This is a genomic window from Xanthobacter sp. AM11 (assembly GCF_047444035.1).
Taxonomy (GTDB): Bacteria; Pseudomonadota; Alphaproteobacteria; order Rhizobiales; family Xanthobacteraceae; genus Xanthobacter.
Map to the genome: position 1 here is coordinate 166,792 of NZ_JBLAOA010000002.1, position 26,295 is coordinate 193,086.

Sequence of the window (26,295 nt, forward strand, 5' to 3'; positions counted from 1 at the left end):
ACTTCCGCGGAACCGTTCGCCTGACGCAGGTCTTTAGACCTTTTGACAGTTGAAGCGCCCGACCGCGAGGAAGAGGATTGGAGCGCCACCTCGGCGCCCGATCCGGAGGCCGGAGACGATCCCAGGCTCCGGCAGCGCCCGGAAAAAAGGGCGACAACACGGAGAAACATGATGACGGAAACGACCCACGTGATCGAAGCCACCGCCGCGGAATGGACCACCCCCGAGGTGGTCGAGATTTGCCTCGGCATGGAAGTGACCAGCTACGAGTCCGCCGATATCGACACCGTCGACTGAGCCGGAAGCGCGCCGGAGCCCTCTGATGCCCCTCACGCTCCATATCCTCGGCTCAGGCGCGGGCGGCGGCGTTCCCCAGTGGAACTGCCGCTGCCCTATCTGCGAACGGGCGCGGGCCGGCGACCCCATGGTCAAGGCCCGCACCCAGTCGAGCATCGCCGTGACCCTCGACGGGGCCCGTTACCTGCTCATCAACGCGTCCCCCGACATCCGCCAGCAAATGGCGCTGCTGCCGGCGCTCCACCCGCGCGAGGGGCTGCGCCACACGCCGCTGGCCGCCGCGCTCGTGACCAATGCCGACGTGGACCATATCGCCGGCCTGCTGTCGCTGCGCGAGTCCGAGCCGTTCGCCCTCTACGCCAGCGCCGAAACCCAGGATGCCCTCGCCCAGAACGGTGTCTTCGACGTGGTCAATCCCACCCTCGTTCCGCGTCGCACGGTGGCACTCGACGTGCCGGTCGAGCCATTGCCGGGACTTTCGGTGACGTTGTTCGCGGTGCCCGGCAAGGTGGCCCTCTGGCAGGAGCGCGGCGAGCCGGTGGTTGGCGAGACCACCGGCACCACGGTGGGCGTGCTCCTCAAAGGCGAGGGGCGCCGCATCGCCTATGTACCCGGCTGCGCCGAGGTGACCGATGCGGTGCGAGAGCGGCTCGCCGGCGGCGACGTGCTGCTGTTCGACGGCACCGTCTATGAGGACGACGATATGATCCGCGCCGGCGTCGGGACCAAGACCGGCCGGCGCATGGGCCACGTGCCCATGACCGGGCCCGAAGGCTCCGTCGCCCGGCTGACCGGAACCCCGCTGGGACGGCGGATCTTCGTGCACATCAACAACACCAATCCGGTTCTCGTTGAGGATTCCCTCGAGAACGAAGCCGTCCGTGCCGCCGGCTGGGAGTTGGCCCATGACGGGATGGAGATCACGCCGTGACGGCGGTGACGGCGGCCAGCGTGCCACGCTTGCCGCGCGGCGTCCGTCTGGAACGTGATTCGGCCCGGGGGATCTGGCTGCTGCTCGCCCCCGAGCGTATCTTCGAGCTTGATCAGATGGCGGTCGCCGTCATCGACGAGGTGGACGGCATTTCCTCCATCGCCGCCATCACCCGACGCCTGGCGCAGAAATATGCCGCTTCTCAGGCCCGCGTGGAGGCCGAGATCATCGCCATGATCGAGCGCCTCGTGGCGCAGCGGGTGGTGGATCTTCAGGAGTCCGCGTGATGTCCATGCAGCCGGAATTGGCACAGCGCGAGCCCGCATCTCGCGGGCCTGCGTATCGTCCCTGGGGCCTGCTCGCGGAACTGACACATCGCTGTCCGCTGGCCTGTCCCTATTGCTCCAATCCCCTCGCCCTCGTCTCCAAGAACGAGGAGCTGGACACCGAAACGTGGCTGCGCGTTCTCACCGAGGCGGCGGCCCTCGGGGTCCGGCAGGTGCATCTCTCCGGCGGCGAGCCGACCACGCGCTCCGACATCGTGGAGATCACCGCCGCCTGTCGGCGCCTCGGCCTCTACAGCAATCTCATCACCTCGGGCGTGGGCGCCGCCCGCGCCAAGCTGCCGGCTCTCGCCGAGGCCGGGCTCGACCATGTCCAGCTTTCCCTTCAGGGGGTGAACCAGACGCAGGCGGACGCCGTCGGCGGCCTTGCCGGCAGCCATCAGGCCAAGCTCGCCTTCGCCGCCGACGTGACCGCCTGCGGCCTGCCTCTGACCCTCAATGCAGTGATCCATCGCGGCAACATCCACGACACCGATGCCATGATCGATTTCGCGCTCCGCCTCGGCGCGCGACGGCTGGAGGTGGCACACACCCAGTTTTACGGCTGGGCGCTGGCCAACCGCGCCGCCTTGATGCCGGCCCGCGAAGATGTCGTCACCACCATCCGCAGGGTGCAGAAGGCGCAGGTGGAGCTGAAGGGGCGCCTCGCCATCGACCTCGTGGTGCCGGATTATTTCGCGCGCTACCCTAAGGCCTGCTGCGGCGGCTGGGGACGGCGTCTGATCAGCGTCACCCCTGCCGGCAAGGTGCTGCCGTGCCACGCGGCGGAGACCATCCCCGGCCTCACGTTCTTCTCCTGCTGGGAACGCTCGCTGGCGGAGATCTGGGCCTCGCCGGCCTTCGAGGCGTTCCGCGGCACCGACTGGATGCAGGAACCCTGCCGCTCCTGCGACCGCAAGGAATGGGATTTCGGCGGCTGCCGCTGCCAGGCATTCGCGCTCACGGGAGACGCCGCGGCCACGGATCCCGCCTGCTCCTTCTCGCCGGAGCATGCGCGGATCAGCGCCCTCGCCACGCAGGAAAGCACCTCGGCGCCGCCGCCGTACATCCCCCGGCGCGCCGCGAAGGACGTCGTCTCGGCGTGACGGCGGGAGATCAGGGACCCCTCCCCGCCTGATCCTGCCGCGACTACCGAGCGCCCGGTCGCGCCGCAGGCTACCCGGATCCCCGAAATCCGCCAGGCCCTACGCCCGATGGACCCCGCCCGCCGGGCCTTCGTGCCAGACAAGCACGTGATGGGTTCCGGACGAGGGCCGCGACGCCCCGCGCCCACACGCAAAGCCGCGCCTACGGCACCGGGACAGGGGAAAAGGATGGTGCAGCGAAACGGAGCGCAGTCGAGCCCGCGTGGCCGCTCAGCGGGTAGCGCCGCGCGCAAACGGAAATGGTGCGCTCTGGCGGAACGGTTTCGAACCCAAGGGGTTGGCAACGCCGAATGGCCGTCGCCGACGGTTCGGAACCCCTCTGGAGCGAAGCGGTCGAAGACCGCGACAGCGTGAAGAGAAGACAGTGGTGCGGGTGGTCGGACTCGAACTGACACTCTGTCACCAAGAACGGATTTTGAATCCGTCGCGTCTATCAGTTCCGCCACACCCGCAGGGCCGCCATCATAGTCCATCATAAGCGCGGACGGCGCGCGATTCCATCCGGCTGCATGGGTGCTCATATGCCTTGAGGTCCACGCCATGTCCAGGTGGCCCTCCCGCCGTCCGCGCAAGAGGGTTATTCCCTTCTCCCCGCTGCGGCGACACCCTGCTCAGGGTCCCCTTGCGGTGAAAAATGGCCGACCGCTTCCAACCATGGTCGCAAGCGGTCGGCCAGTGCCGCCCCCGGGGGGGGGGGGAGGAACGCTGCAGTTCGACGAATGTCTCCCAGGGGGGTCCGTCAATGCAGCTCGGCCAGCGCCGTATCCATGACCTTCTGCGCCTTGCCGGGATGCTTCATCGCCTTCGCTGCATCCAGATTGATCGGCTCGCCGACCGCGATGGCCATCACCATGCCCATCGCGTAGTGCGGCCGGCATTTGACGCCGTAGACGCCCGGCACGGAGAAGGTATGCGAGACGGTCTCACTCGGCTTACCGGCGAAGGGCTCCGCGCCCTCCGGGGCCATATTGCGAATCAACTCGGCATTGTGGCCGGGGTCCACCGAAACGAAGGTCACCGTGTCGCCGGGCGCGATCTTCAGGGCGTCGGGCTGGAACACCATCATGCCCTTCTCGCCCTTGCTCAGCATCTTCACCTGGAAATCGGTGGCCTGCGCGGGCGCCGCCACGAGCAATCCCGCGACAATTCCGAGCCAGGGGGCCTGCTTCCTGATCATGATCATCCTCTCCTTTGGCCCGGCGGTGCCGGGAGCTTGGCATGCGTCAATCGGGGCGGAAGGCGCCGGGCGGAATGTTGCCCGGCGTTACATAGGCGTAGTGCAGCGCGTCTAGCTGCGCCCACAGCACCTCGGTCTTGAAGGTGAGCGCCGCGAGCACCGCGCGCTGTTGCTCGACCGTGACCGCGTGGCGTTTCACATAATCGAGCGCGAACTGGGCATCGCGCGGCGCCTGATCGAGGCGGCGGCGGAAATAGGCGACCACCGTCTCGTCGATGAAGCTGTAGTTCTTCAGCATGCCGGCGATGCGGCGGCGATGGATCGAGGGGGCGAACAGCTCCGTCAGGCTGGAGGCGACGGCCTCCAGAAGCGATTTCTCGCGCACGAAACGCACGTAGGCCTCCACCGCGAACCGCGTGGTGGAAAGGGCGCCCTGCTGCGAGACCACATAGTCCCGGTCGAGCCCGAGCCCATCAGTGAGGATCAGCCAGCGCTCGATGCCGCCCGGGTCCTCGCAGTTGCCGTCGTGATCGGTCACACGATGCAGCCACTCGCGTCGCAGCTCGCGGTCCTCGCAGCGGCCGATGAGCGAGGCGTCCTTGCGCGGAATGGCGGCCTGATAGCAGTAGCGGTTGAGCGCCCAGGCCTGCACTTGCCCCTTGTCCAGATGGCCGCCGTGCAGCAGGTCATGGAAGGGGTGAAGGTCGTGGTAGCGCTCGGTCCCGATGGCGCGTAGCGCCGTCTCCAGATCAGCGGGGCTCATGGGGGCCGATCCCGTGTCGAGCGCCAGGATGAAGTGTTTGTTCATGGCCAGATCTCCCTGCCGTCGCGGGCCGAACACGGCCCGTTGCCCGCGTTCCGTGCCCTGATGCACGGGGGCCACGGTCCTACGCCCGGCGGCAGCGCTCGCCGCGGCTGCTCCGCGCGGCCCGCCTTGGCTCGACCGCTGCGTCTTGCGCATGGGGCCGGGACAAGGGACGCGGTGACGCGCTTTGATCTGTCGCAAGAGGGCCCTCTCGAGCTCCCGTCCGTCTACCTCAGGTCGATCGTGGCCTTCACGGCCCCGACCGCCACGTGTGGATTCGCCGGAATGCTGACAGCCGGTCGAAATGCCGTCAACGCGAACAAGGTCGATTCGACCGAAAGTACAAAATCTATACAGGCCAGGTGGTGCGATCTTCTGGAAGGCTGCGCGATTCTGTTGTTGGCGTGCGTGGAAGGTGTTAAACGCGACGCGCATTGACGATGACGGCGCCGCGCACGCTTGAAAATCCCGGCAGCGGCTGACGGCTCGCGGTGCCGATGAAGCCCGTCGCCGGGCTCGATTGTGCGGAGTGTTCCTTGACCCTAGAGGCTTTGGTCGAAGCAGGTCCGGTGCTCGGCGTGGACGGCGTGAGCTATGCCTATGGAGCCCGGAAGGTTCTGTCAGGGGTGAGCTTTGCGGTGCGCCCGGGCCAATTTCACACGCTCCTCGGCCTCAACGGCGCGGGCAAGACCACCCTGATTTCCCTGATCACGGGGCTGTTTCACACCCGGACAGGACATATGGCAGTGATGGGCCACGACATCGCCCGGACCCCCATCATGGCGCTCACCCGTCTCGGCATCGTCTTCCAGGCGCGCACGCTCGATCCGGACCTGACGGTGCTGCGCAATCTCGCTTATCACGGCGCGCTGCGTGGCCTGCCCCCCAAGGTCGTCCGGGCGCGCGCGCTCGACATCCTCGAGCGCTTTGCCCTCGCCTCGCGCCGGGACGATCCCGTCCGCACTCTCTCTGGTGGTCAGCAGCGCCGGGTGGAGATCGCCCGGGCGCTGATCCATGAGCCGTCCGTGCTGGTGCTCGACGAGCCGACGGCGGGCCTCGATCCGGCCGCCCGGACAGACATCGTGGCGCTCGTCCGCGCGCTGGTGGCCGAGCGGGGCCTCGGCGTCCTGTGGACCACCCATCTGTTCGACGAGATCGTGCCGAGCGACGCGGTGACGGTGCTGCACCAGGGCCGCGTGCTGTTCGACGGCATCGCGCAGGAATTGGCGCAGGCCGGCTCCCTCGGCGAAGGCTTCCGCCGGCTGACAGAAAGGGTTGCCCCATGAGCGATCGGGTCAGCGGTGGGACCAGCGCCTGGGTCCATTGCTTCCTCGGCATCCTGACGCGCGAGATGCTGCGCTTCGTGATGCAGCGCGGACGCTTCCTCTCCGCGCTGGTGCGTCCCCTGGTCTGGCTGTTCGTCTTCGCCGCGGGCTTCCGGACGGTGATGGGGATGTCGATCATCCCGCCCTATGCGACCTACGTGCTCTATGAGGTCTATGTCACGCCCGGCCTCTCGGCGATGATCCTGCTCTTCGGCGGCATGCAGTCATCCCTGGCCATGGTCTACGATCGCGAGATGGGATCCATGCGCGTGCTGCTGACAAGCCCGTTCCCGCGCTGGTACCTGCTGATCGCCAAGCTGGTGGCGGGGGTCATCGTCGCGGTGGCGCAGGTCTATGTCTTTCTCGCCATCGCCTGGTTCTGGGAGGTGAAGGCGCCGGCCTTCGGCTATTTGACGGCGCTGCCAGCCCTCATCCTTTCCGGTGTCATGCTGGGCGCCATCGGCCTGCTTCTTTCCTCCATGATCAAGCAACTCGAGAACTTCGCCAGCGTGATGAACTTTGTGATCTTTCCGATGTTCTTCACTTCCTCGGCGCTCTACCCCATCTGGAAGATCGAAGAATCGAGCCCGCTGCTGGCCTTCATCTGCCGCTTCAACCCATTCACCCACGCGGTGGAGCTGATCCGCTTCGCCCTCTATAATGAGGTGGCGTGGACCAGCCTTGCGGTGGTTGCCGGGGCGAGCCTCGTCGCCTTGGCATGGTCGGTCTCGGCCTATAATCCCGCGCGCAGCGCCGCGACCTTCCGGGCGCTGGCGCGCAATTATACCAACGGCCATTGAGGGTGACTCTCTGGGGCTTTCGGTTGAGTGCGATCGCTGATTCCATGGTGCGGGGAGGATTCGCGCCATGGCCTCTGCGGTGAAGCTTCGGACGGACTACTCGGCTTCGGATTTGCGGCGGCTCGCCGCTGCTTCGAAACACGCCAGCCAGAGCCGGCGGCTGCTGTCGCTGGCAGCGGTCCTTGATGGGATGGATCGCGCCGAGGCGGCTCGGATCGGTGGCATGGATCGTCAGACCCTGCGCGATTGGGTTCACCGCTTCAACGCGCTCGGCCCCGACGGGCTGCGCGACATCCGCTCCAAGGGCCATCCGCCCCGGCTGTCGAAGGCGCAGCTGGCCGAACTCGCTGAGATCGTCGAGACCGGCCCGGATCGCAGGGTCCACGGCGTCGTCCGGTGGCGGCGACTCGACCTGAGGAAGGTCGTCGCGGACCGCTTCGGCGTCGCATACCACGAGCGAACCATCGGCAAGATCCTCAAGGTGATCGGCTTCTCGCACATCAGCGCCCGCCCCCGTCACCCGGGGCAGGACCCCGAGGTCATGGAGGACTTCAAAAAAACTTCCCCCGCACCCTGAACGCTCACGTCGGGCACCTGCCGAAGGGGCGCCGCATCGAGGTCTGGTTCCAGTGTATGGTTCACCTCCGGTTTGCAAGAAGAAACGACGGCCCAGAAGACCCTGCTTCAGCGTATCCGGCTTGTTTGAGGGCAGATCATGCCCGAGCCACAATGGGAGCCGCTGGGATGCGTTCCTTACAAGACGACCAGATCCTTTGATCTTCTGCCACCACCAGGTTTCGCATATCCAGTTGAAGCAGAGAAACAATCTACTGGAACCATCAGGTTGCGCATCTGATCATATCCACGGTGCCATCGTTTTCCTCTCGCAAGTCATTCGAACAAGCCTTATGCAGGGCGCGGTTCGAAAATCGTATTGTGGGTTAAAAGTGCCCAAATGACACGTGCGACCTCATGAATCCCCTCATTTTCGCAGGGACTCATATTGGCCAAATTTCGTGGACAAATGACGCGCATCGAGAATTCCATCCCAGCGAAGCGTGGCCATGAACCATCCGATCAAGCGCGTTGAATTTGTTAAAAAATATCTCGATGGCATATTCGCCGACGATCTTCACGCCAAGCGCGTGATGTCACTTGCCAATGGCGCGCTCGGCGTCATGACGGGCGCGTCGCTTGCGGTGTCGATGATCGGCCAATCCCTGGCCCAAGCGCGGGGCCTGCTGAGCAAGCACGCCATCAAGCAGGTCGATCGGCTATTGAGCAATCAGGGCGTCGTCGTGTGGGACATGTTCGCCTCGTGGGTGGCGGAAGTTGTTGGCGCGCGCAAGACGATTGTCGTTGCCATGGACTGGACGGATTTCGACGCTGACGGTCAGGCGACGCTGGCCTTGAGTCTCGTCACCAACCACGGGCGGGCCACGCCCTTGTTGTGGCTGAGCGTCTTGAAGGACGAGTTGAAGGACCAGCGCAACGACTTCGAGGACCTCTGCCTTGCCCGCCTGGCGCAGGTGTTGCCCGAGGGTGTCGCGGTGACGATTCTGGCCGATCGTGGCTTCGGCGACGCCAAGCTGTTCGACTTTCTCGACACGTTGGGGTTCGCCTATGTCATCCGGTTTCGCGGCAATATCCATGTCAGCGCGGCCGATGGGCAAACGCGCCCGGCCGCCGCGTGGGTAGGCAAGGGAGGACGAGCGCGCAAGCTGCGCGACGCCGAGGTTACGGCGGGCCGGCACAAAGGTTGGGGCGGTCGTCTGTGTTAAGGCCAGGGATATGAAAGAGGCTTGGTGTCTGGCCGCCAGCAACGCCGAGGCGACAGCGCGCGAGATCATGAACTATTACGCCAAACGCTGGACGATCGAGCCGGGATTTCGAGACATGAAGGACCTTCGTTTCGGCATTGAACCGCCCCTAGTTTTCTAGACGCCCTCGGCTTTCACTTTGTGCTGCCGTTCGAACTCGATGGGCGACAGCATCCCGTTCCGTGCGTGCTTGCGGGTCGGATTGTAGAACATCTCGATGTAATCGAACACGTCGCGACGTGCCTCGTCGCGCGAGCGGTAGACCGTGCGGCGGATGCGTTCGCGCTTGAGCAGGTTGAAGAAGCTCTCGGCCACGGCGTTGTCGTGGCAGTTGCCGCGACGGCTCATCGAGGGCTGCAGATCGTGGTGTTTCAGGAACGAAGCCCACTCCATGCTGGTGAACTGGCTCCCCTGATCCGAATGCATCAGCACATGGTCCTTCGGCTTGCGTCGCCAGACGGCGGCCAGCAGCGCCTGAAGCACGACGTTGGTCGTCTGCCGGGCCTGCATGGACCAGCCGACGACGCGGCGGGAGAAGAGGTCGATCACGACCGCCAGATAGGCGAAGCCCTCATGGGTGCGGATGTAGGTGATGTCGGTCACCCAGGCCTTGTCAGGCGCCTCCGCATCAAACCGGCGATCGAGCGTGTTGTCGACCGCCAGGGATGGCTTGCCTCCATATTGACCGGGGCGGCGTCTGTAGCCGATCTGCGCCCGGATTCCGGCGAGCCGCGTCAGCCGAGCAACCCGGTTGGGACAGCAGCTCTCGCTCATGTCCGCCAGGTCGTCGTGGAGCTTGCGATAGCCATAGACCCTGCCACTCTCGCTCCATGCGGCGCGGATCAGCTCGGTCTGCCGTTGGTCTTCCTGCGCCCGCTTGCTCAGCGGGTCCTTCAGCCAGGCGTAGAAGCCGCTGGGCTGGACACGCAGGCACCGACACATGGCGCGGATCGAAAACAGCAGGCGATGCTCGGCGATGAACGCGTACTTCACTTTGCATCCTTGGCGAAGTACGCGGCCGCTTTTTTTTGATGTCGCGCTCCTCCGTCACGCGCTGCAACTCGCGCTTCAGCCGGCGGACCTCAGCGGCCTGCTCGTCATCGCGGGCCACGGCAGCAGGCCTGCCGTACCGCTTCCTCCACTCGTAGAGCGAGTACTTGCTGATCCCCAGCCGCGCAGCCACCTCCGCAACCGGATAACCCCGCTCAGTGATCTGAACGACCGCGTCTTGCTTGAAGTCCTCGGTGAAGTTCGCTTTGCCCATCGGGGCCTCCTTGCCTCAAAATTTAGGGAAGAAGGCGTCCAGGAATCTAGGGGCGGTTCACTGCATGATGTACCTCCGTTGCTGGACTGGACTGATTATCCGCCAGAGGGAGGAGGCGAACCATCCCATAAGATGAGGCCCGGATCGGTCAGAAGAACGGCATCGTCCGGCAATGGGCGCGGCGCGGAACGCGACCCCGCCAGCCCGCCGACCAGCGCTACGACAATGCCTGGCTGTTCGGGGCCATCTGCCCGGCGCGCGGCGTCGGTGCCGCCTTGACGCTGCCCTATATCGGTACCGAGGCCATGCAGATGCACCTCGACGAAATCTCGACCATGGTCGCTCGGGGATCGCACGCCGTGCTGCTGCTCGATCGCGCCGGATGGCACACTACGAGGATGCTCACCGTCCCGAACAACATAACGCTGATCTTCCTGCCGTCGCGCTCGCCGGAGATGAACCCGGTCGAGCAGATCTGGCAATATCTGCGATCGAACTTTCTCTCCAACCGCGTCTTCGAGACCTACGCCGACATCGTCGATGCCGCCTGCGAGGCGTGGCGCAGCCTCACCGAAAACCCAGAAACCATCACATCCATCGGCATGCGCCAATGGGCGCATATCGGTCATTCATAAGGGCCGTTGGTATAACGAGACCTGTGCGCGGTTGGCTTATCGTGCTGATTTGATGAATGGAATGCGGTCTTTGGCGGGTTGCTGGTGAGGATGCCTGCCCTCTGTTGATCACCGACGCCGGAGGTCGGCAACTTCTCGAACCTCCCCTACGCGGCAGCTGCGAGGATGCTCAGGGTTCGTCTCATGTTGGAGGCGATTGCGGTGAGGCGGATCTGCAGGGAAGCCTTCGCCAAACCCAACCATCGGATCCGCCGGAGCCCATAGGATCGCTTCCAGGTCCCGAAGATCTTCTCGATCCGGCCCCGGATCCGGTGGATCGGTTGGTTTCAGGCATCGAGCCGGGCCAGGGTCTCCTGCTCGTCATGCCCCCACATGTGGGTGGCGACGATGCGTGGCGTTCCGCCCTTGCCCCGAACGGCCGCCCGGAACGTCTCGCCGCGGTAGGCGCTGTCGGCGAAGACCTGACCGGGATCGTCGGGAAGGGCGCCGCCGCCGGCCTTGCCGTCATGAACGTTGGCCGGGGTGATGGCGATCTCCTCGACCAGCGCAGTGTCGGCGTCGGCACCGACATGGGCCTTGAAGCCATGAACCGCCGGCTTGCGCTTGTGCTTGACCCACCGCGCTTCCTCGTCGCCCTTGCTGGCGGAAGCGATGATGGTGGCGTCGACGAGCGTGCCGGTCTTCACCCGCACCGCATTGGCCTTCAACTGGGCCGTCACATCGTCGAACAACACCTCGTCGAGCCCTCGGGTGGTCAACGCCTTGCGGAAGCGAACGAAGGCGGTGCGTTCCGGCGTCGGCTCGGCGCCGGAGAAACCACAGAACCGGCGGAACGACGCACGATCGTCGAGAGCCTCGGCGAGCTTCACGTCCGACAGGTCGTACCAGACGGCGAGCAGCAGCGCCTTGAACAGCGCCAGAGGCAGCCAAGCCGGCTCGCCCTTCGCCGCGCAGGAGATATCGGCGAGCCGCAGATCGACGCAAGCCCAGTCGATCAACGTCGCCAGATCGTCCAAGGAAGAATGCCGACGCCCCGCATCGCCGAACCCGAAGCTCTCCTGCCCGATCCGCCGCCGCGACATGGAACACCTCAATCCATTGCGTTGATTGAGTGAATCATGTCAGCTGGCTATCGTCGAGAACTATCCGCGCACAGGTCTCATAACGTAACGCGCGATCCAGCCGCCGAGAGGCCTCCTCTGCCCCGCGTCGCAGGGAGCCGCCCTACTTGGTTGGCCGGATCGCCGCGCCCCAGGGATAGCGCCCCACCTTCACCGTGCGCACCGCCGTCAGCGAGGGCACGTCGATCTCGGTGACGTCGCCCGAGACGCCGTTGGTGACCCAGAGTCGGTCCTCCTCCGGGGTCAGATCCATATGCCACACGCGCCGACCCACCAGGATGTACTTGATGACCTCGTAGGTCTTGGCATCCACTACTGCCACTTGGTTGGCCGGGCCGAGCGCGACGAAGACATACTTACCATCGCGGGTCATGCGCATGCCCACCGGCTGGACCTTGTCCTTGGACACGCCCGGGATCTTGAAGGAAATCTTCCGTCGGATGGCGCGGCTGGCGGTCTCGATCACCGCCACCGCGCCACCGATCTCCGAGGAGACCCACAGCTCCTTATCGTTGTGACTGAAGATAGCGAAGCGCGGGCGGGGACCGACGAGAATGTTGTCGGTCACGGTGAGGGAGGCGAGATCGATCCAGTGGGCCATGTTGGTGGTCTCGGAGGTGACTATGGCGAAGCGCCCGTCGTGGGAGACGGCGACGCCCTCCGGCTCCTCGCCCACCTTCACCTGGCCCGCGACAGTGCGGCTGTCCACATCGACAATGGTGGCGATGGCATCGTTCTCGTTGGCGATGATCAGGCGCCTGTTGTCTGGATGTAAGGCGAACTGCTCCGGATCGGCACCGGACGGCAGGTTGTGGATGACCTTCCTGGTGGCCACATCGACCACCTGGACCGTGTCGCCGTCGGAGGCGCAGACATAGAGCTTGGAGAAGTCCGACGAAAAGGTGATGCCGCGCGGCCGGCGGCCGACCGGAATCTCGTCGATAACCTTCCCGCTGGTGGTATCGACCACGGAAATCTTGTTGTCCTTCTCGCTGGAAACGTAGAGCAGATGGGCGGACGCAGGCGGGGCGAGCGCAGTGAGCGCAGCAATGAGGGCGAGGCAGCGGATCGGCACGGGCATTCCTCCAGAGATCTTGCGGTCGTCGACCGGGCTGTTATTCGGGTGACGGGAACGGACACTTCGTCTCCGGCGCGTCGCGCCCGAGGGTGTCTAGCTCCGTGACCCGATGCTCGAAGCCAGGAATTGGGGCGAAGGCCGTAACGCCCTCGCCGTGGGTCAGCGCGATGGGCTGGCGCAGCTGCCGGTTCCACGGCCGGAATGTGGCCATGGCCCCCTTGTAGCCGCCGAGGGCAAAGGCGGGCGCGGTCAGCGCTGCGGCGATCGTTCCCGGCTCGGTCGAGCCGCTGCGGGTGACCGCCTCGCCGAGGGCGCGTACGGCCATGAAGGCGGCGTAGTCGTAGGCATCCATCGCCCGGCCGTTGATCTTCATGAAACGGTCCTGTATCTGCGCTGCTGCCCAGCCGCGGACGCGGTCGTTCCAGGCCGTGGGCGTCAGGCCGGTCGAGCCGGCCACTGGCCGGGGCAGCCAGGTGGCATAGGGGAACTGGCGACCAAAATCGCGGGTCTCGTCGGCGACCACCACCACGTCATAATCGCCGGCCTGGGTCAGCACCGGGATCTCCTGCGAGGCGGTGCGTCCATCGGTCGGGTCGGCCCAGATCTTCTCGGCGACGACCTTGAGCCTGAACTTGACGGCGGAGGCGCGGAAGGCATCGGCGAGCAGGCCGTCGCCCGCCTCGGGGCCGCGCACCAGCAGGAGATGGCTCCAGCGTTTCTTCGCGAGATATTGCATCAAGGCGTCGGCGAGCATGTCGCGCGAGGGCAGCGTGTGGAAGAGGTTCGCCCGGCAGTCCGCCTCCCGGAGGCGCGTGTCGGGGGCGCCGGAGTTGAACACAAGCCCGCCGGCGGGCTTGGCGAGATCGGCCGCTGCCAGCACCTCGTCGGCCGGTGCATCGATGATCAGGTAGCGCTCACCGGCGTCTAGCGCCGCCTTGACCGCGTCCAGCAGACGGCCGTCCTCGGGAACGCTCCGCTCACCGAGGACCCAGCTCTGGCCGGAAAACCGGCCCGTCGCCGCGTTATCGAGAAATCCGAGCCGGGCTCCTTCCAGCCCTCCCTTCGGCGGTGGGGGCGGGGTTTCGGCCTCGAATCCAAGGGCCGGCACCTCCCGCGTGATGAACGACACGCGAATGTCGAGCTGGGCTGCTCCTACGCGACTGCCAAAAAACGGGAAAGCAGCCAGCGGCAGTGCGGCTCCTGCCACGCAGCAAAATCGAAGGCAGCACATAAAAATAAAAAAGAGTATCTTCTGCATTATTGTTTATCCGAGGTCTTTCTCCAGCCACAGCCTAGCACCGGCGCGCCTCCGGTTCCAGGGGACAATTATCGACCCAAGCACAAGTTGTGATGCGTGAATTTTGTACCAAAGAACAACTTTACGCCGAAGGGGTGATGGCGATAGTTTCCAGGTCTTCACAAACTAAAGGCAAAAGAGCCGCCCCGGGGCATCCCGGGAAGGAAAATTGAAAGCGGTCATTGTCCTCGGGAGGAGGCATTTAATGTTCACTCGTGTTTCCGCATGGCACCTTGTCCGGATCGGCGCTGTCATGGCCGCCGTTTCCGTCGGCCTTCTGGTGGGCGTTGGCCCGCGGTCGGCTGGCGCACACGGCGATGTGATCCCGCAGCCGGTCGACACCGCCGGCCTCAACAACGTCGGAGCTAGCTGGCTCAAGGAAAACCCCTATCGCCTGAAGGGCGGCGAGCAGTACAAGAAGGCCATTGAGGTTGGCGAGCACGGTTATGCTGCCAATTGCGCGCGCTGCCATGGGCTTCAGGTCATCTCCGGCGGTATCGCTCCGGATCTGCGCTACCTCGACGACGGCGCAGAGGGCGATGAATGGTTCATGAGCCGCATCCGCGGGGGCTTTTCGCAGAACGGTACCTATAAGATGCCGCCCTTCGAGAACGTGCTGAACCAGGAGGCGATGTGGGCTATCCGTTCCTATATCGAAACCCGTGAAAAATAGGTTCTGGCTCGTGGCGCTGCTGGCGCTTGTCGCCGCGCCGGCCGCCGCCCGGCCGCTCGATGACGTTCTGAGTTCGGGCACGCTGGTCATAGCTGTCTATCGGAATTTTGCGCCTTGGTCGTTCGAGGAGAGCGGCACGCTCACCGGAATCGACGTAGAGATTGGCCGTCTTCTCGCTGAGCATCTTCATGTGGCGCCGAAGTTCCTGGCGCGCATGCCCGGCGAGGACGTGGACAGCGATCTGCGCGCCAACGTCTGGCGCGGCGACATCGTCGACCGCGTGATGGCCGACGTGATGCTGCATGTGCCGGTGGACAAGGAGCTTGGCCTCCGCAACGACATGGTGGTGATCTGCTGCGCCTACGAGCAGGAGCGCATGGCGGTGGTCGTCGATCCCGAAGCCGTTCCGGCCGTGAGCTTCGGCGCCTTCCGCAACCGCAAGATCGCGGTGGAGGGGGGCTCCACGGCCGATCTCCTGCTTTCAGCGCTCTACAACGGCGCGATCTCCGACAATGTCCGGCGTGCGACGAGCTTTGAGGCGGCGGTGGCACAGTTTTCCTCAGGCGAGGTTCCGGCCCTGATGGCGACGCGGGCGCAAGTGGAATGGGCGGCGGCGAAGGCCGGGCGTCGGGTTTCGGTGGAGGAATGGCCGCTCCTCGGCGTCGTGAAGACCTCTTGGCCGGTTGGCCTCGCGACGCGGGTGGATGCGCACGACCTAGCCTATGCGCTGGAGGATGCGCTGACCGAAGCGGCCAAGGACGGCCGGCTTGCCGCCATCCATGCGCGGTTCAACGTGACTTGGCAGCCGCCCGCGAATTGAGCTCCGGAGAGGTTCTACCACTAAGCATTGGCAGCCAAACCGCCAGTGTTCCGATGATCGCAGGAGGCTGCAGATTAGCACCTATTGGCAATAAACTCGGTGCGGCAGGGCGCGTATCATCGTCAGGCTATCGATGAACGCCCGGAGAGGCGCACCGGACAGGGGCTCGCCCGCGGCAGGGAAGAGAAACGCACCAGGAGGAACGCATTCCATGACGATCAGAAAATTCGCACTCGCGGCCCTGAGCATAGTTTCGCTCGTGGCCGGCGTCGGATGGGTGCACGCCGAGGGGCCGACCATCGCCGACTTGCTCAAGGATCAGGACAATCCGAAGAGCGTGCTCACCAATGGCCTCGGAGTCCAGGGCCAGCGCTTTTCTCCCCTCGACAGGCTGAACAGGAACAACATCAAGGGACTCGTTCCCGCCTGGGCGTTCTCGTTCGGTGGCGAGAAGCAGCGCGGGCAGGAAGCCCAGCCGATCGTCTATGACGGCACCATCTACGTCACGGCCTCCTACTCGCGCATCTTCGCGGTCGAATCGCGTACAGGCGAGAAGCTCTGGGAGTACGAGGCCCGGCTGCCGGAGGGCATCCTGCCCTGCTGCGATGTGGTCAACCGCGGCGCGGCGATTCTCGGCGACAAGGTATTCTTCGGTACGCTCGACGCCCGGCTCGTCGCGCTCGATGCCAAAACCGGCAAGGTGGTGTGGCGCAAGAAGATCGACGATTTCGAGGCGGGCTATTCCTATACCGCCGCGCCCCTGATCGTCCCCTCCAAGCGCGGCCCGCTGCTAGTAACCGGGGTCTCGGGCGGCGAGTTTGGCGCGGTGGGCCGCGTTGAGGCGCGTAACCCTGAGAACGGCGAGCTTGTCTGGTCGCGCCCGGTGATCGAAGGCTTCGTGGGCCTGCTGGACGGCAAGCCCTCCACCATGACCGGCAAGGCGGGCGAGACCTGGCCAGGCGAGATGTACAAGACCGGCGGCGGCGCCACCTGGCTCGGCGGCACCTATGATCCGGAGACCAACCTGATCTTCTTCGGCACCGGCAATCCGGCGCCGTGGAACTCCTACACCCGTCCAGGCGACAACCGCTGGACGGCGTCGCGGCTTGCCCTTGATCCCGACACCGGCGAGATCAAATGGGCCTTCCAGACCACGCCCCACGACGGCTGGGACTTCGACGGTGTGAACGAGTTCATCTCGTTCGACCTCAAGAAGAACGGCGCCACCGTCAAGGCGGGCGCCACGGCCGATCGCAACGGCTTCTTCTACGTGCTCGACCGCACCAACGGCAAATTCCTCTCGGCGACGCCGTTCGTAAAGCAGATTACCTGGGCCAAGGGCATCGGCCCGGACGGCCGGCCGATCTACAATGAGGAAAGCCGCCCCGGCGATCCCTCCAAGGCCGAGCCCGGCAAGCCCGGCAAGTCGGTGTTCTCGGTGCCGTCGTTCCTCGGCGGCAAGAATTGGATGCCGATGGCCTATTCGAAGCAGACGGGGCTGTTCTACGTGCCGTCCAACGAATGGGGTATGGACATCTGGAACGAGCCGATCACCTACAAGAAGGGCGCGGCCTTTCTTGGCGCCGGCTTCACCATCAAGCCGATCTTCGAGGATCACATCGGCTCGCTGAAGGCGATCGATCCGGCGACCGGCGAGATCAAGTGGGAGTATAAGAACAAGGCGCCCCTGTGGGGCGGCGTTCTGACCACCGCTGGCGGCCTCGTCTTCATGGGCACGCCGGAAGGCTACCTCAAGGCGTTCGATGCGAAGACCGGCGAGGAATTGTGGAAGTTCAACACCGGTTCCGGTATTGTTGGGTCACCAATCACCTGGGAGCAGGACGGCGAGCAATGGGTCGGCGTCGTCTCCGGGTGGGGTGGCGCAGTTCCGCTCTGGGGTGGCGAGGTCGCCAAGGTGATCAAGAACATCAGCCAGGGCGGCTCTATGTGGGCCTTCAAGCTGCCGAAGACCGTTGCTGCGAAATGAGGGTAGCCGAGAATGCTTCCTAGCGGAGGCGATCGATTGGGTCAATGCGGCGCCGGACAAGCTCCGGCGCCGCACCGGAGCAGGCGCTATGCACAAGTTCCTAATCATCGACGACCATCCGCTGTTCCGTGAAGCGATCCAATTGGTCATTCAGTCGGTCTATCCCAAGGCCGAGATGCACGAGGCCGCCAGCGTCGATGCCGCCATCGAGGTGATTTCGGGCCAGCGGCGCGGCTATGATCTTGCGCTGCTCGATCTCTCGATGCCTGGAACCAAGGGTTTCGACGGCCTCCTGATGATCCGCTCACGATTTCCCCGTCTGCCGATCTTGATGATCTCCGGCCTTGATGACCAGGGTGTCGTCCGCGAGGCGCTGAGCTATGGCATTTCCGGCTTTGCCTCGAAATCCGCGAAGAAGGCGGAACTGGCCCAGGCGGTGCAGAAAGTCATCGGCGGGTCCGTCTATCTGCCGGACGGGTACGAAAGTGGGGCGACATCCTCCGGCAGACCGGAGAATTTGGAGCTTATAGCGCGGCTCTCCAGCCTGACATCCCAGCAGATGCGAGTGCTGCAAATGCTCCGGCAGGGCAAGTTCAACAAAGAGATCGCCCATGAACTCGACGTGGGCGAGACGACGGTGAAAGCGCACATCTCCGGGATCCTGCGCAAGCTCAACGTCCTCTCGCGCACCCAAGCGGTAATCGAAACGTCCAAGATTAATTTCAATCAGATCCTCGACGAGGACGCTGGCCACCAGCACTGAACGACGCCGGCGCAAAGCTCGGGGTGCAGGCCGGCACCTGGTGGGTCTTCTTTCCGCGCCTACTCCAGCAAATGGGCCATGAGCGCGCGCAGCTCGGCTGGTTTGACCGGCTTGCGCAGCAGCTCGATGCCGGCGGCAGCGACACGGGCCTCGGTTTCCTCGCTGTAGTCAGCAGTCACGACGATGGCCGGCACATCGACCCCGCAGCTTGCGTGGACAGCAGCAATGGCGTCGAGGCCGGAGCCGTGGTCGAGATGGTAATCCACCAGCAGCAGATCGGGTGCGCGGCCACGCTGGGCGACCACCTCCTCCATCTCGCTCAGGTCGCAGATGGGAACCGCCTTGCAGTCCCAGCGCTTGATGAGCTCCGCGGTGGCCTCGCGCACCGCCGAATCGTTATCGATCACCACGACAAGGGCGCCGGACAGGCCCCTGCCCTGGCTTGGATGATCCTCGAACGGCTGGGCGAGGGGCAGCGGCAACCCTTCGGTCCGCGGTAGCTCCACGGAGAACTTCGAGCCCCTACCCACCTCCGACTCCAGCGCCAGGCGGTGCCCGAGGGTGCGGATGAGGCGCTGTACAATGGAGAGGCCCAACCCCAGCCCCACCACCTCCGGTTCGGATGCCGCGCCCTTGCCGCGGTGGAATTCGTCGAAGATGGCGCAATGCTGGTCTTTGGGGATGCCGGAGCCGGTGTCGATCACCTCAATGCGGATCCAGTCGTGCCGGTGTCTGACCCCCACCAGCACGCGCCCCTTCTCCGTGTAGCGCAGGGCATTTGAGACGAGATTCTGCAGGATCCGCTTCAGCATCAGCGGATCGGTGGAGACGTGGACGCTGGATGGCACCACCCGGAGGTCGAGATTGCGAAGATGGGCGATAGGTGCGAAGTCGTTGGCAAGATCTGACAGCAATTGCCCGAGCGCCACCGTGCTCACCTGCGGGATCACCACGCCGGCATCGAGCTGGGAGATGTCAAGCAGCGACTTCAGCAGGCTTTCACTGGTGAAGAGCGCGCGTTCGACCCGTAGCGTCAGGCGGTGCCCCTCGTCACTGGTCTGGACCTCGTCGAGGGCCGAGAGGGTGAGGCGCGCGGCGTAGAGGGGCTGCAGCAGGTCATGGCCCGCCTGGGCCAGGAAGCGCGTCTTGGCGCGGCTCGCCCGCTCGGCCAAGTTCTTCGCATCGGCGAGCTCGGCGTTGACCTGCTCCAGACGGCGCAGCGTCCGCGAGAGCTGACAGGTGCGCTCGCGCACCTGTCGCTCAAGGCCGATGGCGGTCTGGAATAGGGAGAAGGCGCTTCCCTGGCCGTTGTCCACCGCCCGTTCTGCGCGATCGATCAGGACCGAATTGATCTTCTCGAGCTTCGCGACGCGCTGCTCAAGCTCGGCAATCCGCGCTTGCAGATCGGGAGTAGATGCCGGATCGAGAGCGGAGTGACGCATCTCACACTATTGCCGGCGGCCGAATGCAACTCCAGAGAACGTATGGTTCAGGTGCATGGCATTATACTGCTCTCCGTAAGTGCTAAAACCGAACACACGGAAACGCCTAAAGATGTCTGAAATCTGATGGACGATCTGGCGATTTTCCGCTTCGAGCCGGCGATGGATGCAGTCGAAGCCCAGCACGAAGTCCAACCCGCCGAGCCTGTTTTCGAGACTTGACAGAGTTTCCTCAAGTGTCGCGACCATGTCCTTCGTCTTCGCGACGGTCAGGATCACGCCGGTATCGATTGCGCAATAGAACGACAAACTGTTGTCATCGTTCAGTTTCTGGATCGAACGGCAATAATATTCGCCCCCCACCCGCACCAGCAGGGGGTGAGCCGCAAAGTTTATGCCGATGCGGACATCCGGATCGACATGGGCGGCCTCGGCGAAGGCGAGCCATGCGGACTCGGCATTGAGTTCGGTCACCACCCGAAGGTCGGGATCGCAGGCGGTCACCACCAGCTTGCTCGAGGTCGGCAGGAAATGGTCGGACTTGAAGAGCTCGAAGGGGCGATCGGTTCGAATCAGCAGCACCAGGTTCGCGCCGCGGAAGGTGCGCCCGTCGCAGAAGGCAAAAGTTGAAGTGAAGGCGAGGTCATCGCCGAGTGATCCGCCAACCATCGGGATGTCGTCCAGCGCCCCCTGCAAAGCGGCAAGAACCAGCTCCTCATGCCGGCCTAGGCCGTCGAGAAGGGTGAGCGCGAACCCGTGCCCCGCTTCCGCCGTCCGGTCGAGATCGAGGCGGTGGCAGAGCTCGGCGACCAGCTCGGCGACCAGCTCGACGCTGAAATCGTCAGTGGTCTCGAAATAGGAACACGCGATGTCGAAGTCGTCCTTGGGGAAGGCCAGGGCCACAAGGCTGCGATCGGCGATGCCGGTGGGCCCGATCTCCCCCGCTGTTGAGCAACCGGCGTGAGGCACATCTGGAAAGTGGGCGGCAAGACCGTCGACGATGTCGCGGGGGTCATAGTAGGACGAGGCGAAGATCAGCAGGAATCCGACGTCGTGCACCCGCGCCGCGCCCGCAATCTCAGCGATGGCGTCGCGCCCGTTGGCGCGATTGGACCAAGCCGCAACCACACCTCCATCCCATACGACCGGAACGGACGCGCCACACTTCTCCGCCCTCAGGTGAGTGAGCATCACCATGCGTTCCTCCCAATTGCGGGCCAATCTTGCCGGCCCATTCTTATTAGTTGGCCGAAGCCAAAGGGAATTATCCCTGATGCGCCATAGGCAGGCAAGGAAATTGAACCGGTGGTAGTGGGTCAGTTTGAAAATCTGTTGCGATGACCGGGGGCGGTGGAGAACCCTCTCCCGCTTGCGGGGGAGGGCAGGGAGGGGGAAACCGGTGCTTCCTCCAGATCCATCGGCGTCAGTTGGAGAGGATTTGCCCCCTCCCCAACCCTCCCCCGCGCCGAAGCCGGATGTTTCCGGCTTCGGCTCGTCGCAACCGAACTCGGCAAAAGCCGAGTTCGGGCGGGAGAGGGAGTTTCGCTGGCTTCAATTCAAACTGACCCACTACCGAACCGGTGCCGATGTCGCCACCGCCCCAGTTCCGCCCCTGCTCACACGGCATGTCAACCGCCCTTGAAATCTTCAAGCTCCTAAAATCCAAAGGTTTCCACCGCTCCCCCCTTGTCGATTAATACCGCCCCTGCGGTCGAGTCCAGCGCCAGGAGGCGGCGGGCGCCCGCCGTACCAGTAACCATCAAGGCGGTGGCAAGACCGTCTGCGGTCAGGCCGGAAGCCGCCTCCACCACCACCTCGGACAGCCCTTTAGGGCTGTGGCCCGACCAGGGCTCGACAATGTGATGCTCGGCGAAGTCGGGGGTCCACGCGCATTTCATGTCGCCCGAGGTGGCGAGAAACCGCTGCGGGCCGAGATCGCACATGCCCGTCAGCGTCGCGGCCTTGCGGGGATGGGCGATGCCCACGCGCCACGGATGCCGGTCGGCCGCGTGGCCGAGGGCGCCGATCTCGCCCGTATCGATGAAGGCATCGGTCAGCCCCGAGGCTGCTGCCGCCGCGCAGACGCGATCGGCAGCAAGGCCCTGGGCCAGCGCATTGAGGGTGAGCGCCATCCCCGGGCGATCGAGCACGACGGCTCCATTCGTTAGACGCACCGCGCGGTGGTCCACCTTCTCGCGCGCCGCCCTGAGCGCCGCCTCGCCCGGCAGGCGGCCCTGGCGAGCGGCGTCGTGCCAGGCGCACCAGAGCGGCTGCACCGTGGGATCGAACGCCCCGCCGCTCACTTCGGCAAGATGAAGAGAGAACCGGATGAGGGTCGAAAGGTCATCCGAAGGCGCCTCCAGCCGTCCAGCGGCATTCAGGCGGCTGATCTCCGAGGTGGGATCGAACAGATTAGCGGCCTTCTCCACCTCGCGCAGGGCGCGGAAGCAGGACACGAAGGCCGCCTCGATCTCCGGCACGTGCGGACCCACGAGGGTGAGCGAGACCGTCGTGCCGAAGGCGACGGCCGGGCGCCGCCGCGCGATGCGGGGCTCCGCCCGCGTCTCGGTTGATCGGCCAGAGAGGCTCGCGGCGGCAAGGCCGATCAATCCGGCCACCACCGACCTGCGGGTGGTCATCGGGTATTCTCCTCGCGTTTGGTGGATCGGGCGGCCAGCACCAACGGGACGCATGTTTTCAGGTCCTCGTAGATCACCACGCACTCCATGCATTGGAAGCACTCGGAATATTGAACGGCGCCCGAGCGCTCGATGGCGCCGTAGCGGCATCGGCGCTCACAGAGCCGACAGGGAGAGCCACATTCCACACGGCGGGCAATCCAGTCGAACCGGCGCAGCAGCCCGAGCAGCGCCATTAAGGCGCCGAGGGGACAGAACCAACGACAGAATGCCTTGAAAACGAACAGGTTGGCCACGAGCAGCAGCCCCGCGTAGAGCACCGCCGGCCAGGCTCGCTGGAACACCAGCGTGATGGCCGTCTTGAACGGCTCCACCTCCGCCGCCATCTCGGCCTTCGCCGGCGCGAAGACCGCCACTGCGATGAATCCGGCGAGCACCACAAATTTCAGCCCGCGCAGCCGCCGGTCGAGAGAGGGCGGCATCCGCACCTGCCGCAGGCCGATAGGCCGCGCGATGCGCTCCACTAGCTCCTGCAGGGCGCCGAAGGGGCACAGCCAGCCGCAGAAGGTACCACGACCCCAAATCACGGCGGTGACGATCGCCACGCCCCATAGGACGAGGCTCGGCGGATCCCACAGCAGGAAGGTGAGGTCGCGTGTGACGATCGCGGACTTCACGAGGCCGGCCAGCGTCACGATGGAGAGCTGCGCCTGATAAATCCAGCCGATCACCACTAGGCAGAACGTGAGGAATCCCCAACGGAAGCCGGTCACCAGCCGCTTACGACGCATGGTTGCGGGCTGGAACGCCAGGACCCCGCCGAGCAGCGCGAGCGCGCCGCCAAGGACCGCCAGGTCCCGCCTCCTGTCTTTCCAAAGGCCGCGCCAGCCTTTGACCTCGTCAGTCTCCTCCCGCTGGAACCACTTTTCTGGGAAGTGGACATCGAGCGCGAAATCGCGGGTAACGTGGACGGGGTAGATCTGCCCCTTTTTCCGGGTAACATGGAAGCTGATCTTGAAAGGATCGGCGGGGTCGAAGCCTGCGCTACCGAAGATGCGCAGGATGACGAAGGGCGCCTTCGGCGTGTCCTTGAGCGCGAGGGGTTCGTCATAGACGGCATCGCGCAGGTCGAGCGCCAGTCTCCCCTGGGTGAGGGCGATCATATCCGGGGTGGCACCGTGGACAAAAGCCTCGCCAAATGGCTTCCACCGCCCGCCCATCCAGACGATGAGCGCATGGCCGCCGTCCAGCCGCTCGGCGAGGTGGGCTGCCTGAGCCGGGCCGAGGAGGTTCTGCCCCACGGTGGGAATGTTGAGATAAGCGACGTGGATATCGACGAAGGTCGCATTGAGATGGGCCAGGGCCTCGGGGTCTGTGCCGGCCACCTCGGACCCCGCGAAGGCCTTCTCCACCTCGCCTTCGGTCAGCTTGAGATGCACCACGAGCCCCGCCTTTTGGAGGCCGGCGAAATCCTCGGTCACCTTCTCCGGCCGGACGGTGGCCGCCGCATGGGGTAGCCCACCCCCCCCGAGCTTGGCGCGCGCCGCCGCCAACGCCGCCGCCAGCACGCTTTCGTTGATGATGCGGACTGACGCGGTTGCCTTGGCGACCCCGTCGATGCGGGCATTGGCGCCATCCCGCGGCACGCCGCCGCCCGGCGGCCCGACCTTCACGTTCTGCGCCAGGGATTTGCCCGCATATTGCTCTACGAACCGGTCGAGCGGCTCCGGCCCCAGCCCATCAACGAACACCGGCTCATGCTGAGAGATGACGGAAACCCGCTGGAAGGTGCCCTCAACGCCGAGGGTGATGAGAAGGTTGGGTGGTGTGCCTGAGAAGCCCGGAATGGGCGCAAGGTCCGCGCTCTCGAAGATGTAGCCGACCAGCCGATCCTGGGTACCTTCGGTACTGAAGATGGGATAGATGGGCAGGTCCGCATCCCGCTCACCGAGCACGAAGGGCGGCGAGAACTTGGCGACGAGTTCCTCACGGCTCAGCTCTCCCGCTTGGCTGGCACTGGCGGCTGCAACAAGCGCCAGCACGAGCGACAACAGGCTCCGCAACACGCCGAGCATCTCGGCAGCGGCCATAAGCAAATCTCCCTGAGTCCTATTTCTTGAAAGTATGCTAAGGTGACAGCTATCTCCGCAACGGTACTTTGGGTCGGCTTTTCGACCAGATTCAGCCGGTCTACGATTACGTGGCAAGCGTTGCGGCGCGCTTTTTTGTTCGTCATATCAGAACTTTATCTGAACGAGGAGTTCGCCCGCCCCGGCAGGGTGCGCATTGGTTGGCAAGGCAAGGCCAAGAGCTGAAAGGCCGGACCGTTGCGCGCGGCCGGTCGGCAATCTTGGTCTCTCAACACCCGGCGCCACCAGACCCGAGAGCCTGCCAGAAAGGCAACCGAAACGCGCAGCAGGGCGCAATGTGGCGCCCTCTCCCGGGCGGCGGCAAAATTCCGTGTTTGGGTCATACGCATCACCTCGCGAGAAGCTGTGCCGTATATTTGCCCGCCGATCCAAGGCGCGCCCGCAGCGAGCGGGGCAAAAATTGCGCAAATGAAAGAGTTCTGATATGTGCATAAGGCTCATCCCTGAGTCTCCGATGCTATCAACATCTCGTAGGTTGCGGGCGTGATGGCGACGCCGATGGCGAGGATGGAGCGGAAGGCGGCGTGTCGGGTCCGGCGGCGGTTGAACCGGAACACGAACTCGTCGAGGTAGGCTTGCAGGTGCTGGGGTCGCAGGCCGTGGTAGACGCCGAGTGCCCAGGTCTTGAGGTTGGAGAACACTCGATGGACCCAAGGCAGCTCGATATGGGCGGCCATTTTGCCGACCACGCGGGGGTCGTGGGTGAGGTCGGGAGCGCCCGGGTAGGCGGCCGCTCGACGAGCGCATTTGAAAGCCAAAATGCAACTGTAATGCTAACCGCTCACTCTCCACTCCCGCGACGGCGGGTTCGTTCAATCCGTCTCAAACGCCCGCTTAGAGGCCGATTTAAAAGGAGTTGAGCGATATCAGCAGGTTGTGCTTCCCGTTTGGTGTTGAATCAAATGGGGTTTCTGATGGCCTGGACCGATATCTCTCGCGCCGAGCATAACCGTGACCGTCTGCGTTTTCCAAGTGATCTGACGGACCGGGAATGGGCTGTCGTCGCGCCGCTGATCCCCGGTCCCAGGCACGGCGGGCGGCCGCGTACGACGGCGATGCGCAATGTCATGGAAGCGATCCTGTTCATCGCCTCGAGCGGCTGCCCATGGCGCATGCTGCCGGGGGAGTTTCCGCCGGTTTCGACCGTGCGCGGCTATTTCTATGCTTGGCGCGACAGCGGCCTTCTGGCGACGATCAACCAGCTTCTGGTGATGACGGCGCGCGAGCTCGCAGGCAAGCACGCCCAGCCCACCGCCGGCATCATCGACAGCCAGAGCGTCAAGACCACCGAAAGCGGCGGGGTTTGCGGATATGACGCGGGCAAGAAGATCAAAGGGCGCAAGCGCCACATCATCACCGACACGCTCGGCTTCCTGATCTTTGTGCGGGTTCACCGGGCCGATATTCAGGATCGCGACGGCGCTCCCGACCTGCTCAAGGCGGTCCGGTTCCGCCATCCATGGCTGCGCCACGTCTTCGCCGACGGCGGCTATGCCGGCGACAAGCTCAAGGGCGCCATGCGCGGCCATGGCTGCTGGACCATCGAGATCGTCAAGCGCTCCGATACGGCCAAGGGCTTCGTCGTCCTGCCACGCCGCTGGGTGGTCGAGCGGACATTCGCATGGCTCGGACGCTGCCGCCGCCTCGCAAAGAACTGGGAGAAATCCATCGAGAGCGCGACCGCATTCGCTCACATCGCCAGCATCCGCATGCTCACGCGACGCATCGCAAGACATTGCCAAAACGTGTGAACTTTTGAATCCGGCTCTTAGGTCAGCCAAC

General features: G+C 64.6%; 22 protein-coding genes, 1 tRNA gene and 4 pseudogenes. 15 read left to right on the plus strand and 12 right to left on the minus strand.

Going from position 1 to position 26,295, the window contains the following annotated elements; translation table 11 throughout:
- Positions 1-171: 171 nt before the first annotated feature.
- From pqqA to pqqE, 4 genes are read left to right on the plus strand one after another with little or no spacing between them, the layout of a single operon-like run.
- Complete coding sequence (pqqA, locus tag ACI7BZ_RS21850) at positions 172-297, plus strand: pyrroloquinoline quinone precursor peptide PqqA (RefSeq protein ID WP_414114708.1); 126 nt, start codon at positions 172-174, stop codon at positions 295-297.
- A gap of 25 nt (positions 298-322) precedes the next feature.
- Positions 323-1,228: a pyrroloquinoline quinone biosynthesis protein PqqB gene (pqqB, locus tag ACI7BZ_RS21855; protein ID WP_282641319.1), complete on the plus strand. Its 906-nt coding sequence runs from the start codon at positions 323-325 to the stop codon at positions 1,226-1,228.
- Positions 1,225-1,515, plus strand: coding sequence for a pyrroloquinoline quinone biosynthesis peptide chaperone PqqD (gene pqqD / locus ACI7BZ_RS21860; protein ID WP_282641318.1), 291 nt, complete (start codon positions 1,225-1,227; stop codon positions 1,513-1,515). The genes pqqB and pqqD overlap by 4 nt, the downstream gene beginning before the upstream one ends.
- Positions 1,516-1,520: 5 nt before the next feature.
- Positions 1,521-2,657 (plus strand): pyrroloquinoline quinone biosynthesis protein PqqE, encoded by a 1,137-nt coding sequence (gene pqqE / locus ACI7BZ_RS21865; protein WP_282641327.1) that lies wholly within the window; start codon positions 1,521-1,523, stop codon positions 2,655-2,657.
- A gap of 425 nt (positions 2,658-3,082) precedes the next feature.
- Here the strand turns inward: pqqE and ACI7BZ_RS21870 are convergent.
- From ACI7BZ_RS21870 to pqqC, 3 genes are all read right to left on the minus strand, one after another.
- Positions 3,083-3,169, minus strand: a tRNA-Leu gene (locus tag ACI7BZ_RS21870).
- Between the two features lie 287 nt (positions 3,170-3,456).
- Positions 3,457-3,894: a pseudoazurin gene (locus ACI7BZ_RS21875; protein ID WP_282890862.1), complete on the minus strand. Its 438-nt coding sequence runs from the start codon at positions 3,892-3,894 to the stop codon at positions 3,457-3,459.
- 46 nt (positions 3,895-3,940) lie between these two features.
- The gene (gene pqqC / locus ACI7BZ_RS21880) at positions 3,941-4,702 is read right to left on the minus strand and encodes a pyrroloquinoline-quinone synthase PqqC (protein ID WP_282890863.1); all 762 of its coding nucleotides are present in this window, start codon (positions 4,700-4,702) and stop codon (positions 3,941-3,943) included.
- Between the two features lie 533 nt (positions 4,703-5,235).
- On the opposite strand from pqqC, the gene pedB reads away from it, so the two are divergent.
- From pedB to ACI7BZ_RS21905, 5 genes and pseudogenes are all read left to right on the plus strand, one after another.
- Complete coding sequence (gene pedB / locus ACI7BZ_RS21885) at positions 5,236-5,985, plus strand: lanthanide ABC transporter ATP-binding protein PedB/LutE (RefSeq protein WP_282890864.1); 750 nt, start codon at positions 5,236-5,238, stop codon at positions 5,983-5,985.
- On the plus strand, positions 5,982-6,824 hold the full coding sequence (gene pedC / locus ACI7BZ_RS21890; protein ID WP_282641315.1) for a lanthanide ABC transporter permease protein PedC: 843 nt from the start codon (positions 5,982-5,984) through the stop codon (positions 6,822-6,824). The genes pedB and pedC overlap by 4 nt, the downstream gene beginning before the upstream one ends.
- 67 nt (positions 6,825-6,891) lie before the next feature.
- A pseudogene (locus tag ACI7BZ_RS21895) lies at positions 6,892-7,508 on the plus strand (winged helix-turn-helix domain-containing protein); the annotation flags it as partial.
- Between the two features lie 380 nt (positions 7,509-7,888).
- A complete protein-coding gene (locus ACI7BZ_RS21900) occupies positions 7,889-8,605 on the plus strand; it encodes a transposase (protein ID WP_282641314.1) in 717 nt (238 codons plus the stop codon).
- Positions 8,606-8,615: 10 nt separating this feature from the next.
- Positions 8,616-8,765 carry a transposase gene (locus ACI7BZ_RS21905; RefSeq protein ID WP_394107584.1) on the plus strand — a complete coding sequence of 50 codons (150 nt, stop codon included), beginning with the start codon at positions 8,616-8,618 and terminating at the stop codon, positions 8,763-8,765.
- Here ACI7BZ_RS21905 and ACI7BZ_RS21910 read toward each other — a convergent pair.
- Positions 8,762-9,908 (minus strand): IS3 family transposase gene (locus tag ACI7BZ_RS21910; protein WP_414119304.1). Its coding sequence is split into 2 segments (ribosomal slippage): positions 8,762-9,674 and positions 9,673-9,908, totalling 1,149 coding nucleotides; the frame shifts between segments, so codons are not numbered across the junction. The genes ACI7BZ_RS21905 and ACI7BZ_RS21910 overlap by 4 nt on opposite strands.
- Positions 9,909-10,039: 131 nt before the next feature.
- Here ACI7BZ_RS21910 and ACI7BZ_RS21915 point away from each other — a divergent pair.
- Positions 10,040-10,543: pseudogene (locus ACI7BZ_RS21915) on the plus strand (IS630 family transposase); the annotation flags it as partial.
- Positions 10,544-10,689: 146 nt separating this feature from the next.
- Here the strand turns inward: ACI7BZ_RS21915 and ACI7BZ_RS21920 are convergent.
- The 3 genes and pseudogenes from ACI7BZ_RS21920 to pedA1 form a co-directional block, all read right to left on the minus strand.
- Positions 10,690-11,625: pseudogene (locus ACI7BZ_RS21920) on the minus strand (IS5 family transposase).
- Between the two features lie 142 nt (positions 11,626-11,767).
- Positions 11,768-12,745 (minus strand): PQQ-dependent catabolism-associated beta-propeller protein, encoded by a 978-nt coding sequence (locus ACI7BZ_RS21925; protein ID WP_282890867.1) that lies wholly within the window; start codon positions 12,743-12,745, stop codon positions 11,768-11,770.
- A gap of 34 nt (positions 12,746-12,779) precedes the next feature.
- Positions 12,780-14,000 (minus strand): lanthanide ABC transporter ABC transporter substrate-binding protein PedA1, encoded by a 1,221-nt coding sequence (gene pedA1, locus ACI7BZ_RS21930; protein ID WP_414119306.1) that lies wholly within the window; start codon positions 13,998-14,000, stop codon positions 12,780-12,782.
- Between the two features lie 244 nt (positions 14,001-14,244).
- On the opposite strand from pedA1, the gene pedF reads away from it, so the two are divergent.
- From pedF to ACI7BZ_RS21950, 4 genes are all read left to right on the plus strand, one after another.
- Positions 14,245-14,712 carry a cytochrome c-550 PedF gene (gene pedF, locus ACI7BZ_RS21935; RefSeq protein ID WP_394107466.1) on the plus strand — a complete coding sequence of 156 codons (468 nt, stop codon included), beginning with the start codon at positions 14,245-14,247 and terminating at the stop codon, positions 14,710-14,712.
- A gap of 10 nt (positions 14,713-14,722) precedes the next feature.
- Entirely contained in the window at positions 14,723-15,532 is an 810-nt protein-coding gene (locus ACI7BZ_RS21940) for a substrate-binding periplasmic protein (RefSeq protein ID WP_414119307.1), read from the plus strand.
- Between the two features lie 211 nt (positions 15,533-15,743).
- Complete coding sequence (locus ACI7BZ_RS21945) at positions 15,744-17,519, plus strand: PQQ-dependent methanol/ethanol family dehydrogenase (RefSeq protein ID WP_282641311.1); 1,776 nt, start codon at positions 15,744-15,746, stop codon at positions 17,517-17,519.
- Positions 17,520-17,607: 88 nt separating this feature from the next.
- Positions 17,608-18,282 carry a response regulator transcription factor gene (locus ACI7BZ_RS21950; protein WP_282641310.1) on the plus strand — a complete coding sequence of 225 codons (675 nt, stop codon included), beginning with the start codon at positions 17,608-17,610 and terminating at the stop codon, positions 18,280-18,282.
- 59 nt (positions 18,283-18,341) lie between these two features.
- Here ACI7BZ_RS21950 and ACI7BZ_RS21955 read toward each other — a convergent pair whose 3' ends face one another.
- From ACI7BZ_RS21955 to ACI7BZ_RS21975, 5 genes and pseudogenes are all read right to left on the minus strand, one after another.
- Complete coding sequence (locus ACI7BZ_RS21955; protein ID WP_414119310.1) at positions 18,342-19,724, minus strand: ATP-binding protein; 1,383 nt, start codon at positions 19,722-19,724, stop codon at positions 18,342-18,344.
- A gap of 6 nt (positions 19,725-19,730) precedes the next feature.
- Positions 19,731-20,921, minus strand: coding sequence for an FIST signal transduction protein (locus tag ACI7BZ_RS21960; protein ID WP_282641308.1), 1,191 nt, complete (start codon positions 20,919-20,921; stop codon positions 19,731-19,733).
- Between the two features lie 458 nt (positions 20,922-21,379).
- Positions 21,380-22,363, minus strand: coding sequence for an FAD:protein FMN transferase (locus ACI7BZ_RS21965; RefSeq protein WP_282642458.1), 984 nt, complete (start codon positions 22,361-22,363; stop codon positions 21,380-21,382).
- Positions 22,360-24,453 (minus strand): 4Fe-4S binding protein, encoded by a 2,094-nt coding sequence (locus ACI7BZ_RS21970; protein ID WP_282642457.1) that lies wholly within the window; start codon positions 24,451-24,453, stop codon positions 22,360-22,362. The genes ACI7BZ_RS21965 and ACI7BZ_RS21970 overlap by 4 nt, the downstream gene beginning before the upstream one ends.
- Positions 24,454-24,950: 497 nt before the next feature.
- Positions 24,951-25,244 (minus strand): annotated as a pseudogene (locus tag ACI7BZ_RS21975) (transposase); the annotation flags it as partial.
- 183 nt (positions 25,245-25,427) lie between these two features.
- On the opposite strand from ACI7BZ_RS21975, the gene ACI7BZ_RS21980 reads away from it, so the two are divergent.
- A complete protein-coding gene (locus ACI7BZ_RS21980) occupies positions 25,428-26,264 on the plus strand; it encodes an IS5 family transposase (RefSeq protein ID WP_282642456.1) in 837 nt (278 codons plus the stop codon).
- Positions 26,265-26,295: the final 31 nt, after the last annotated feature.